Origin of the sequence: Bacteroides sp. AM16-13 (assembly GCF_003602705.1) — a bacterium.
Lineage (GTDB): Bacteria > Bacteroidota > Bacteroidia > Bacteroidales > Bacteroidaceae > Bacteroides > Bacteroides xylanisolvens.
This window is the reverse complement of record NZ_QTLK01000020.1, coordinates 93,235-104,870: the sequence shown is the minus strand read 5'-3', so window position 1 is coordinate 104,870 and position 11,636 is coordinate 93,235. Positions and strand designations below refer to the sequence as shown.

At 43.2% G+C, this 11,636-nt stretch carries 11 protein-coding genes; 9 read left to right on the top strand and 2 right to left on the bottom strand.

Annotated elements, in window-relative coordinates:
- The first annotated feature begins 20 nt into the window (after positions 1 to 20).
- The 3 genes from argB (at position 21) to DW173_RS16350 (ending at position 1,834) form a co-directional block, all read left to right on the top strand.
- Positions 21 to 794 (top strand): acetylglutamate kinase, encoded by a 774-nt coding sequence (argB, locus tag DW173_RS16360; protein ID WP_044129844.1) that lies wholly within the window; start codon positions 21 to 23, stop codon positions 792 to 794.
- Between the two features lie 61 nt (positions 795 to 855).
- Positions 856 to 1,365 (top strand): RNA polymerase sigma factor, encoded by a 510-nt coding sequence (locus tag DW173_RS16355; protein ID WP_120144781.1) that lies wholly within the window; start codon positions 856 to 858, stop codon positions 1,363 to 1,365.
- Complete coding sequence (locus DW173_RS16350; protein ID WP_004315419.1) at positions 1,355 to 1,834, top strand: hypothetical protein; 480 nt, start codon at positions 1,355 to 1,357, stop codon at positions 1,832 to 1,834. Before DW173_RS16355 ends, DW173_RS16350 begins: the two co-directional genes overlap by 11 nt.
- A 182-nt stretch (positions 1,835 to 2,016) precedes the next feature.
- Here the strand turns inward: DW173_RS16350 and DW173_RS16345 are convergent, their stop codons facing one another.
- Positions 2,017 to 2,799 (bottom strand): head GIN domain-containing protein, encoded by a 783-nt coding sequence (locus DW173_RS16345; protein ID WP_120144780.1) that lies wholly within the window; start codon positions 2,797 to 2,799, stop codon positions 2,017 to 2,019.
- A 129-nt stretch (positions 2,800 to 2,928) separates the two neighbouring features.
- Between DW173_RS16345 and DW173_RS16340 the strand changes: the two genes are divergently transcribed.
- Positions 2,929 to 3,627: a SprT family zinc-dependent metalloprotease gene (locus DW173_RS16340; RefSeq protein ID WP_118195441.1), complete on the top strand. Its 699-nt coding sequence runs from the start codon at positions 2,929 to 2,931 to the stop codon at positions 3,625 to 3,627.
- A gap of 158 nt (positions 3,628 to 3,785) precedes the next feature.
- Here DW173_RS16340 and DW173_RS16335 read toward each other — a convergent pair whose 3' ends face one another.
- The gene (locus DW173_RS16335; RefSeq protein WP_120144779.1) at positions 3,786 to 4,181 is read right to left on the bottom strand and encodes a hypothetical protein; all 396 of its coding nucleotides are present in this window, start codon (positions 4,179 to 4,181) and stop codon (positions 3,786 to 3,788) included.
- Positions 4,182 to 4,353: 172 nt separating this feature from the next.
- On the opposite strand from DW173_RS16335, the gene rimP reads away from it, so the two are divergent.
- The 5 genes from rimP (at position 4,354) to sufB (ending at position 11,514) form a co-directional block, all read left to right on the top strand.
- Positions 4,354 to 4,821, top strand: a complete 468-nt coding sequence (gene rimP / locus DW173_RS16330) for a ribosome assembly cofactor RimP (protein WP_008642741.1) — start codon at positions 4,354 to 4,356, stop codon at positions 4,819 to 4,821.
- Between the two features lie 2 nt (positions 4,822 to 4,823).
- On the top strand, positions 4,824 to 6,098 hold the full coding sequence (nusA, locus tag DW173_RS16325; protein WP_118195439.1) for a transcription termination factor NusA: 1,275 nt from the start codon (positions 4,824 to 4,826) through the stop codon (positions 6,096 to 6,098).
- A 105-nt stretch (positions 6,099 to 6,203) separates the two neighbouring features.
- Positions 6,204 to 9,299 carry a translation initiation factor IF-2 gene (gene infB / locus DW173_RS16320; RefSeq protein ID WP_008642742.1) on the top strand — a complete coding sequence of 1,032 codons (3,096 nt, stop codon included), beginning with the start codon at positions 6,204 to 6,206 and terminating at the stop codon, positions 9,297 to 9,299.
- Positions 9,300 to 9,503: 204 nt separating this feature from the next.
- Positions 9,504 to 10,034 (top strand): CvpA family protein, encoded by a 531-nt coding sequence (locus tag DW173_RS16315; protein ID WP_004309457.1) that lies wholly within the window; start codon positions 9,504 to 9,506, stop codon positions 10,032 to 10,034.
- Positions 10,012 to 11,514, top strand: a complete 1,503-nt coding sequence (sufB, locus tag DW173_RS16310) for a Fe-S cluster assembly protein SufB (protein WP_004309458.1) — start codon at positions 10,012 to 10,014, stop codon at positions 11,512 to 11,514. The genes DW173_RS16315 and sufB overlap by 23 nt, the downstream gene beginning before the upstream one ends.
- The last annotated feature ends 122 nt before the right edge of the window (positions 11,515 to 11,636 follow it).

Below are 11,636 nucleotides of genomic sequence, written 5' to 3'. Positions count from 1 at the left end.
AACTTATTAGAAATCAGGAAATGAGAGAAAAACTAACAGTTATTAAGGTGGGTGGCAAAATCGTAGAAGAGGAAGCCACCCTTCGTCAGTTGTTAAATGACTTTGCCGCTATCGACGGACATAAAGTGTTGGTTCATGGTGGCGGTCGTTCGGCAACAAAGATTGCCGCGCAACTGGGTATTGAAAGCAAAATGGTAAATGGTCGTCGGATTACCGATGCCGAAACGTTGAAAGTCGTAACGATGGTGTACGGCGGATTGGTGAATAAAAACATTGTGGCAGGTCTGCAAGCACGCGGAGTCAATGCACTCGGATTGACCGGAGCGGATATGAATGTAATCCGTTCGGTGAAACGTCCGGTGAAAGAAGTAGACTACGGGTTTGTGGGAGATGTGGAACAGGTGGATGCTACTTTATTGTCGGATTTGATACATAAAGGCGTTGTTCCCGTGATGGCTCCATTGACGCACGACGGTCACGGCAATATGTTGAATACGAATGCAGATACCATTGCCGGGGAGACAGCGAAAGCGTTGTCGGCTCTGTTTGATGTGACATTGGTGTATTGTTTCGAGAAGAAAGGCGTGTTGCGTGACGAGAATGATGACGACAGTGTGATTCCTCAAATCACCCGTGCCGAATTTGAACAATATGTAGCCGATGGCGTTATTCAAGGAGGTATGATTCCTAAGTTGGAAAATTCTTTTGAAGCAATAAATGCAGGAGTTTCTGAAGTGGTAATCACCTTAGCGTCAGCGATTAATGACTCTGGAGGAACGAGAATAAAAAAATAATTCAAAAAAAAGTAGTGGGCGACTGTAACTTTTCATATCCTAGCCCGTCATTATTATAGAGATGCAAGAAATCAGCTTCCGAAACGATATTTTGCCGTTGAAGGATAAACTCTTTCGATTGGCTCTCAGAATCACCCTGGATAGGGCCGAAGCCGAGGATGTCGTTCAGGACACCATGATAAGAGTGTGGAACAAGCGTGATGAGTGGTCTCAATTTGAATCGGTCGAAGCCTATTGCCTGACAGTGGCAAAGAACCTGGCGATAGACCGGAGTCAAAAGAAAGAAGCTCAAAACGTGGAACTCACCCCCGAAATGGAGGAAGAACCTGATGCAAACAGTCCGTATGACCAGATGATTCATGATGAAAGAATGAACATCATTAATAAACTGGTAAACGAACTTCCCGAAAAACAGCGGCTTATCATGCAACTGAGGGACATTGAAGGTGAAAGCTATAAAAAAATTGCAACCTTGCTGAATCTGACAGAGGAACAAGTCAAAGTGAATCTCTTCAGAGCCAGGCAAAAAGTAAAACAAAGGTATTTAGAAATTGACGAATATGGATTATAAGGATATAGAACAGCTCCTCGAGCGATACTGGCAATGCGAAACTTCCGTTGAGGAGGAAGCAACATTGCGCGACTTCTTCGCAAAGGAAGAAGTTCCGGCTCATTTGCTTCGCTATAAGAATCTGTTTGTTTATCAGCAGGTTCAGCAGGAAGTAGGACTGGGCGAAGACTTTGATGCACGTATTCTGGCAGAGGTGGAGCCTACGGTAGTAAAAGCGAAACGTTTGACACTGACCGGTCGTTTTATTCCTCTGTTCAAGGCTGCTGCCGTAATTGCAATCATCCTTTCTTTGGGGAATGTGGCACAACATTCTTTCTCCGGAGATGATGGAAGTGTATTGGCTACGGATACCATTGGTAAACAAGTAACTGCACCGTCGGTCGCTATCTCAAATGATGTGAAAGCGGAACAGGTCCTGGCGGATAGCCTGGCGAAGATCAACCACAAGGTGCAAGTTATAAACGAATAGACATTTTCATTTGCTTTAAACATATAATATAGTTAGTGTGCTTAATTAAAACAACAACGAAGGCGAAACTGTGAAGTTTTCAATTCTCTCAAATTTTTATAATGAAACTAACTAAATAAATGGGCTACCGCGCGATGCAGTAGCCCTTTTATGTTTTTAAACTGTCTTTATTTAAACTGTCTTTATTTGATCTGCCGTATATTTTTTCTTGGAGCATCCACTTCTTGAGGATCTCCTTTATAGGCAATATCACCGCTTCCTTTGACGCGGGCAATCAGCTTCTGACTGGCATAGCAGCTGATGTTGCCGGAGCCGCTAATGCTTGCATCTGTGTTTTCTGCTTGCAAATCGGCAGCTTGAATATTTCCTGATCCGGCAATAGAATAGCTCGCTTGAATGGCTTTGCCGTTCAGATTGATATTGCCCGAACCGGAAATACTTGCCTGACATTCCTGGCTCTCTATTTGTTGTAGTCTTACATCTCCCGAACCATTAATTGAAACGGCCATTTTTTGGCAATTGAATCCTTCTCCCTGAATGTTGCCCGAACCGTTGATGTGGAATTCAATATCTTTAGAGGTTTGTATCCCATTGATTAATCTTATATTTCCTGAACCGTTGACCGACAGCTTATTCAGTTCCGGAGCAAAAACTTTTATTTCCAGTTTTCCTTTCCAGATAGTGACATTCTTCTTGAATTTTATAATGAATGTACTACCCTCCACATACGTTTCTATAAGTGGTATGATGTTGTCGGAACCATGAATTTCGACATGGCTGCATGTGTCTTGCCAATAACTGATGTTGGCACTTCCCACTAGTTTGATTTCATTGAAGTGGTCGGCTTTCACTTCTTTGGAGATGTAATTCTTGCTGCCTACGATGTGTTTTCCCTGCAAGCAAGAGCCGGCAGTAAGTACTAGAAACATTCCCGTGACTAATACGAGCAATAAACTTGTTTTCATAATTACGCTTTTCTATGATTGATATAATGGTTAGACGTAAGAACTTGATCTAAAGTTGCATCTTCCATAAAGTTTTTCGTTAGCATCTTCTTTTTTATTACTTTTGTGGCTGTTGATAGGAGGATTATAATGGATAAGATTATAGAAGATGATGAGTTAGGGCGTCTGGTGATACGCGTCAATTCACGTGCGAGAAGTCTTGTGTTTCGTACCAAGAGTGATGCTGTTTATGTTTCAGTTCCTCCCGGTACTACCCTGAAAGAAGTGAAACAGGCCATCGAGAATTTGCGTGGAAAACTTCTGGCCTCCCGGCAAAAAATCGCTCGTCCGTTGATTGATTTGAATTATAAGATTGATGCGGAGCATTTTAAACTATCTTTGGTGTCGGGCGAGAAAGATCAGTTTCTGGCTAATTCCCGGTTGGGTGTAATGGAGATCGTTTGTCCGCCTCATGCCGATTTTACAGATGAGAAACTGCAAAGCTGGTTGCATAAGGTTATTGAAGAATCATTGAGACGAAATGCCAAAAGTATTCTGCCTTCACGTTTGGCCTTTTTGTCCAAGCAATGCGGATTGCCCTATTCGAGTGTGAAAATAAACTCCAGTCAGGGCAGATGGGGGAGTTGTTCGGCTCGAAAAGCTATTAATTTATCCTATTACCTGGTTTTGCTGCCTTCTCATTTGATAGACTACGTGTTGTTGCACGAATTATGCCATACCCGCGAGATGAATCATAGCGAACGATTCTGGGCATTGCTGAATCAATTTACAGAAGGAAAAGCATTGGCCTTGCGGGGAGAATTGAGAAAGTACCGTACGGAAATATAAAATGCTTTACAGCCAAGATAATATTCTCGCATTGTCACGAACTTAGTTTATTCTATCTTGGGTAAAGCCTTGTAAGCTCCTATTTCTGGCTGTTTTCTAAATCTTATACATTCCTGATAATGGTTCGTTATGATACGTAATAGGGGGATATGCCTTTATTATTTGGCTAATTGTTTAATTCCGTCCGATTCTTTTTCAAACTGATAAGTCCCTCCTTTTTCGCTAAGATCAAACGTAGAGACTAATTCTGTGTTATTATCTACGATCAATAAAGCGCTTTGTTCTGCAAAACGTCCTACTTCTACCGTGTAAGGCTCTTCCGATATGGTTTTATTGGAGATAAGACTGTCGTTGACAAACAAAGAGATAGAATCTCCGGCAAAACCTTTTACCAGACTGATTGTGTAGCTTTCGATGAAATGACGTTCTTCCTGCTTTTCCCGTTGTAGCCGCATACTCATGTATACGAAAATAACCACGACAAAAATGACGGCAAAAGCAAGAATTCCGTTACCTACCATAAACTGTTTATTTGTGTTGAGACGATGTGCCATAGTCGTTATTTTTTGAATTGTGGCGTAAAGATACGAATATAGCACTGTTAATTCATACTTTTTTTCTTTAATCTTTTGTAGTCGAATAGATTATTTATATCTTTGCAACCGGAAACGGATGAAAGGTGGAGGGGCAATTAAGCTCCTTTTTTTGTTCTTATATAGTTAATAAATGATAGAAAAGAAAACTGTTTGTCAGATTGTAGATGAGTGGCTGGAAGGAAAAGACTACTTTTTAGTAGAAGTAACTGTGAGCCCGGATGACAAAATTGTGGTCGAAATTGACCATGCAGAAGGTGTTTGGATCGAAGATTGTGTGGAGCTTAGCCGCTACATAGAGTCAAAACTGAACCGTGAAGAGGAAGATTATGAACTGGAAGTAGGGTCGGCCGGTATCGGACAGCCCTTTAAAGTACTGCAACAGTATTATATCCACATCGGACAAGAAGTGGAGGTATTGACTAAAGACGGACGCAAACTGGCCGGCATACTGAAAGATGCCGATGAAGAGAAGTTTACGGTAGCCGTACAAAAGAAAGTAAAACTAGAAGGAGCAAAACGTCCGAAACTGCAAGAAGAGGACGAAACCTTTACTTATGAGCAAATAAAATATACTAAATACTTAATTAGCTTTAAATAGTTATGGCCAAAAAAGAAGAAACAATCAGCTTGATTGATACATTTTCGGAATTTAAGGAACTGAAGAATATCGATAGAACGACGATGGTTAGCGTACTCGAAGAGTCGTTCCGTAGCGTAATCGCGAAAATGTTTGGCACCGATGAGAATTACGACGTGATCGTGAACCCGGATAAGGGTGACTTCGAGATCTGGCGTAACCGTGAAGTTGTGGCCGATGAAGATTTGACTAACCCGAATATGCAGATTTCGTTGAGCGAAGCACAGAAAATTGATGCTTCCTACGAAGAAGGTGAAGAGGTGACTGACGAAGTGATCTTTGCCAAATTTGGACGTCGTGCTATCCTGAATCTTCGCCAGACATTGGCTTCCAAGATTCTAGAACTCGAGAAAGACAGTATTTATAATAAATATATAGATAAGGTAGGTACAATCATCAATGCAGAAGTGTATCAGATCTGGAAGAAAGAAATGTTGCTCTTAGATGATGAAGGAAACGAGTTGCTGTTGCCTAAGACCGAACAAATCCCGAGCGATTTCTATCGCAAAGGTGAAACGGCCCGTGCAGTAGTTGCCCGCGTGGATAACAAGAATAATAATCCTAAGATTATCTTGTCACGTACTTCTCCCGTTTTCCTGCAACGTTTGTTCGAGATGGAAGTACCCGAAATTAATGATGGTTTGATTACCATCAAGAAGATTGCCCGTATCCCTGGCGAACGTGCCAAGATCGCGGTAGAATCTTACGATGACAGAATCGACCCTGTAGGAGCCTGTGTAGGTGTAAAGGGAAGTCGTATTCATGGCATTGTTCGTGAACTTCGCAATGAGAACATCGACGTAATCAATTACACATCGAACATCTCATTGTTTATACAGCGCGCTTTAAGCCCGGCTAAGATTTCTTCTATCCGTCTGAATGAGGAAGAGAAGAAAGCGGAGGTTTTCCTCAAACCGGAAGAAGTTTCGCTGGCTATCGGTAAAGGCGGTTTGAACATCAAACTGGCCAGTATGTTAACTGAGTACACTATCGACGTGTTCCGTGAGTTGGATGAGAATGTAGCGGATGAAGATATCTATCTCGACGAATTCAGAGACGAAATCGACGGATGGGTGATCGACGCCATCAAGGCTATCGGCATTGATACAGCGAAGGCTGTGTTGAATGCTCCTCGTGAGATGTTGATTGAAAAGACGGACTTGGAAGAAGAGACAGTGGACGAGGTAATACGCATTTTGAAATCGGAGTTTGAAGAAGGTGAAGAAATTGAGAATTGAGAATTGAGAGTTGGGAGTGAAAGAAATCCATACTCATTTCACTCTCAACTCTCCACTCTCCACTCTCAACTTCTTAAAGCTCCATTTATTCATTAATTTTAAAATATGACGATAAGGTTAAACAAAGTTACAAGAGATTTGAACGTAGGAATCGCGACGGTAGTTGAGTTCCTGCAAAAGAAAGGGCATACCGTAGAGGCTAATCCTAATACCAAAATTAGCGAGGAGCAATACGCTATACTCGTAAAAGAGTTTAGTACAGATAAGAACCTTAGACTTGAATCGGAGCGTTTCATACAGGAACGTCAGAATAAGGAACGTAATAAGGCGTCTGTTTCGATTGAAGGCTTCGAAAAGCAGCCGGAGAAACAGAAGTCGGAAGATGTGATTAAGACAGTCGTACCTGAGGATGCACGTCCGAAGTTTAAACCTGTCGGAAAAATTGATTTGGATAAACTGAATGGTCGTAAACCTGAAAAGGTGGAGAAGGAACCGGAACAGAAACAAGAAGAACCTGTTGTAGAACGGCCCGTCGTTAAACCCGAAGTAAAAAAGGAGCCCGAGAAAAGAGAACCCGAGGTGAAGAAAGAAGAGGTGGTGATACCTCCTGTTTCTGTAGTAGAGCCTACTCCAGTGGTAGTTGAGCCCGTAGTAGTGCCGGAACCTGTAGTGGAGACGAAGCCGGTAGAAGTTGAAAAAGTAGTAGAAGAAGTGAAAAAAGAAGAGCCGAAGGTAGTAGAAACTGCACCTGTGAAGGCGGAAGAACATAAAGAAGAAAAAAAGGTGGAAACTGCACAGGCTGAAGTAACCCCGGTAGCAGAAAAAGCTCCGGAGGATGATGGTGTTTTCAAAATCCGTCAACCGGAATTAGGCGCGAAGATCAATGTGATCGGTCAGATCGACTTGGCTGCATTGAACCAGTCTACTCGTCCGAAGAAGAAATCGAAGGAGGAGAAGCGTCGCGAACGTGAAGAGAAAGAGAAAATCCGTCAGGATCAGAAGAAACTGATGAAGGAAGCCATCATCAAAGAAATCCGTAAGGATGATTCTAAAGTGGTGAAGAACGGTCCGAAAGAAAGCGCGGATGCTGCTAAGAAAAAACGTAACCGTATCAATAAAGAAAAGGTAGACGTTAATAACGTTGCGACTTCCAACTTTGCTGCGCCGAGACCTAATATACAAGGTAAAGGCGGCAATGGTAATGGCAATAACAACGGTCAGGGCGGACAAGGAAATAATAACAGAAGAAATAACAACAATAATAAGGATCGCTTCAAGAAGCCGGTTATCAAACAGGAAGTGAGCGAGGAAGACGTAGCAAAACAGGTAAAAGAAACTCTTGCACGTCTGACAACCAAAGGTAAGAACAAGACGTCCAAATACCGTAAAGAAAAGCGTGAAATGGCTTCCAACCGTATGCAGGAATTGGAAGATCAGGAAATGGCAGACAGCAAGGTATTGAAGTTGACCGAGTTTGTTACGGCTAACGAACTGGCAACGATGATGGATGTATCTGTCAATCAGGTTATCGCTACTTGTATGAGTATTGGTATCATGGTTTCTATCAACCAGCGTCTGGATGCGGAAACAATCAATCTGGTGGCAGAAGAGTTCGGATTCAAGACAGAATATGTAAGTGCGGAAGTGGCACAAGCTATCGTTGAAGAAGAAGATGCACCGGAAGATTTGCAACCGCGCGCTCCGATTGTTACAGTGATGGGACACGTTGACCACGGTAAGACCTCTTTGCTCGACTATATCCGTAAGGCGAACGTAATTGCCGGTGAAGCCGGAGGTATTACACAGCATATCGGTGCATATAACGTGCAACTGGAAGACGGTCGCCGTATCACGTTCCTCGATACTCCGGGTCACGAAGCGTTTACCGCTATGCGTGCACGTGGTGCGAAAGTAACGGATATTGCTATCATTATTGTGGCTGCCGATGATAACGTGATGCCGCAGACAAAGGAAGCAATCAATCACGCGATGGCTGCCGGTGTACCTATTGTATTTGCAATCAATAAGGTGGATAAACCGACTGCGAATCCGGATAAGATTAAAGAAGAACTGGCTGCAATGAATTACCTTGTTGAAGAATGGGGTGGTAAGTATCAGTCACAAGATATCTCTGCCAAGAAAGGTATGGGTGTGGAAGATTTGCTGGAAAAAGTATTGCTCGAAGCAGAAATGCTCGACCTGAAAGCAAATCCGGACCGTAATGCTACGGGTTCCATCATCGAATCTTCACTGGATAAGGGACGTGGATATGTAGCTACTGTATTGGTATCTAACGGTACTCTGAAAGTGGGAGACATCGTACTGGCAGGAACCAGCTACGGACGTGTGAAGGCTATGTTCAACGAACGTAACCAACGCATCAAAGAAGCAGGACCTTCTGAACCGGCTTTGGTATTGGGATTGAATGGTGCACCTGCTGCAGGTGATACATTCCATGTTGTTGAAAGCGATCAGGAAGCTCGTGAAATCACCAACAAACGTGAACAGTTAGCTCGTGAACAGGGCTTGCGTACGCAGAAGATCCTTACGTTGGATGAGTTGGGCCGTCGTATTGCTTTGGGTAACTTCCAGGAATTGAACATCATCGTTAAGGGTGACGTGGACGGTTCTGTTGAAGCATTGAGCGACTCGTTAATCAAGTTGTCTACGGAACAAATCCAGGTAAATGTCATCCATAAGGGTGTGGGAGCAATTTCCGAGTCGGATGTTTCTCTGGCTGCCGCTTCGGATGCGATTATCGTCGGATTCCAGGTGCGTCCTTCGGGTGCTGCCGCTAAGATGGCTGAACAGGAAGGTGTCGACATCCGTAAGTACTCTGTCATCTACGATGCAATCGAAGAGGTGAAGGCTGCTATGGAAGGTATGTTGGCTCCGGAACTGAAGGAACAAATCACGGCAACTATCGAAATCCGCGAAGTATTCAACATCACGAAGGTGGGTTTGGTAGCCGGTGCAATGGTGAAGACCGGAAAGGTGAAACGAAGCGACAAGGCTCGTTTGATCCGCGATGGTATCGTCATCTTTACCGGAAACATCAACGCGTTGAAGCGCTTCAAGGACGATGTGAAGGAAGTAGGTACAAACTTCGAGTGTGGTATCAGTCTGGTGAACTGCAACGACATGAAGGTAGGCGATATGATCGAGACATTCGAAGAAATAGAAGTGAAACAGACTTTATGATTTATGAGTTATGATTTATGAATTATAAGGGTATAAGGCCATTCGCGAAGTAATGGTTGCAACAATAGATGGGTGGTAATGTGGTACTATTTTATATGGGACACCACCTTACCACTTTATTGTTTTATCACCTGACAGAAATATAAATCATCGATCATAAATCACAGGAACATAAATCATAAATCACAAATCATAAATCACAACGTGGCAACGATTGATATCATTATCCTTATTGTAATAGGCGCCGGAGCGGTGGTAGGCTTTGTAAAAGGCTTTATCCGTCAGTTGGCCTCTATTTTGGGGTTAATAGTCGGGCTGTTGGCGGCGAAAGCTTTGTATGCCTCTTTGGCGGAGAAACTTTGCCCGACAGTGACGGATTCGATGACAGTTGCGCAGGTGTTGGCTTTTATCATGATTTGGATTGCCGTGCCGTTGATTTTTGTACTGATAGCTTCGTTATTGACAAAAGCAATGCAGGCAATTTCGCTGAACTGGCTGAACCGCTGGTTAGGGAGTGGGCTGGGAGCACTTAAGTTTTTGTTGTTAACGAGTGTAGTGATCGGTGCGATAGAGTTTGTAGACAGCGATAATAAGTTAATTAGTGCAACAAAAAAGGAAGAATCTTTGTTATATTATCCGATGGAAACGTTTGCGGGGATCTTTTTCCCTGCTGCGAAGAATATGACGCAACAATATATATTAGAGAATAAAGATGCAACAAGAAGAACCCAATAAAATGAAACCCAATCAGAAAGACGAACTCGAAAAGAAGACTGATAATGAGTTTGTCCGGAAATTTGCGGAGGAGAAATATAAATACGGCTTCACCACAGAGGTGCATACAGATATCATTGAGCGTGGACTTAATGAAGATGTCATTCGTCTGATTTCATCGAAAAAAGACGAACCGGAGTGGTTGCTGGAGTTTCGCCTGAAAGCGTACCGCCACTGGCTGACGCTGGAGATGCCGACTTGGGCACATCTCCGTATCCCTGAAATTGACTATCAGGCGATTTCTTATTATGCCGATCCGACGAAGAAGAAAGAAGGACCGAAGAGCATGGAGGAAGTCGATCCCGAATTGATAAAGACGTTTAATAAACTGGGTATTCCTTTGGAGGAACAGATGGCTCTTAGCGGAATGGCGGTGGATGCCGTTATGGACTCCGTTTCCGTAAAGACTACCTTCAAGGAAACGCTGATGGAGAAAGGAATTATCTTCTGCTCGTTCAGTGAAGCCGTGCGGGAACATCCCGATTTGGTGAAGAAATATATGGGCTCGGTGGTAGGTTACCGGGATAATTTCTTTGCCGCGTTGAACTCCGCTGTCTTTTCTGACGGCTCTTTCGTGTATATTCCGAAAGGTGTACGTTGTCCGATGGAACTTTCCACCTATTTCCGTATCAATGCCCGTAACACGGGGCAGTTTGAACGTACGCTGATTGTGGCAGACGACGATTCATACGTTTCTTATCTGGAAGGATGTACGGCGCCGATGCGGGATGAAAATCAGTTGCATGCCGCTATCGTTGAGATAATCGTGCACGACCGTGCAGAGGTAAAATATAGTACTGTTCAGAACTGGTATCCGGGCGATGCGGAAGGTAAGGGCGGTGTATACAACTTTGTGACTAAACGCGGTAACTGCAAGGGAGTGGATAGTAAATTATCCTGGACACAAGTGGAAACTGGTTCGGCAATCACTTGGAAATACCCTTCCTGTATTCTGACAGGCGATAACTCGACCGCTGAATTCTATTCCGTAGCTGTAACGAACAACTATCAGCAAGCTGATACCGGAACGAAAATGATTCATCTGGGCAAGAACACTCGCAGTACGATTGTAAGTAAAGGTATCTCCGCCGGACATAGTGAGAATTCCTATCGTGGGTTGGTACGTGTGGCCGAGAAAGCGGATAATGCCCGTAATTATAGCCAGTGTGACTCTCTCTTGTTGGGAGATAAATGCGGTGCGCATACTTTCCCTTATATGGATATTCACAATGAAACGGCAGTGGTGGAACATGAGGCCACAACGAGCAAGATCAGTGAAGACCAGATATTCTATTGCAACCAGCGCGGTATTCCGACAGAAGATGCTATCGGACTTATTGTGAACGGATATGCAAAAGAAGTATTGAATAAACTTCCGATGGAATTTGCGGTAGAAGCACAGAAATTGCTTACTATCTCGTTGGAAGGAAGTGTGGGATAGTGATATAATGTAGAAAACTACATTATATCAGATTACAATATACATAATATACTTGCTTTATGAAAACATTAGGTAAATTGTTAATTTTGATATCAGCATATATTGCTGAAGGTTGTAAATTA

Bases quoted from the DNA above. Each gene is read 5' to 3' on its own strand.
- DW173_RS16335 (WP_120144779.1), bottom strand. From the start codon at position 4,181: ATGGCACATCGTCTCAACACAAATAAACAGTTTATGGTAGGTAACGGA.
- nusA (WP_118195439.1), top strand. From the start codon at position 4,824: ATGGCCAAAAAAGAAGAAACAATCAGCTTGATTGATACATTTTCGGAA.
- rimP (WP_008642741.1), top strand. From the start codon at position 4,354: ATGATAGAAAAGAAAACTGTTTGTCAGATTGTAGATGAGTGGCTGGAA.
- sufB (WP_004309458.1), top strand. From the start codon at position 10,012: ATGCAACAAGAAGAACCCAATAAAATGAAACCCAATCAGAAAGACGAA.
- argB (WP_044129844.1), top strand. From the start codon at position 21: ATGAGAGAAAAACTAACAGTTATTAAGGTGGGTGGCAAAATCGTAGAA.
- DW173_RS16340 (WP_118195441.1), top strand. From the start codon at position 2,929: ATGGATAAGATTATAGAAGATGATGAGTTAGGGCGTCTGGTGATACGC.
- DW173_RS16350 (WP_004315419.1), top strand. From the start codon at position 1,355: ATGGATTATAAGGATATAGAACAGCTCCTCGAGCGATACTGGCAATGC.
- DW173_RS16345 (WP_120144780.1), bottom strand. From the start codon at position 2,799: ATGAAAACAAGTTTATTGCTCGTATTAGTCACGGGAATGTTTCTAGTA.
- infB (WP_008642742.1), top strand. From the start codon at position 6,204: ATGACGATAAGGTTAAACAAAGTTACAAGAGATTTGAACGTAGGAATC.
- DW173_RS16355 (WP_120144781.1), top strand. From the start codon at position 856: ATGCAAGAAATCAGCTTCCGAAACGATATTTTGCCGTTGAAGGATAAA.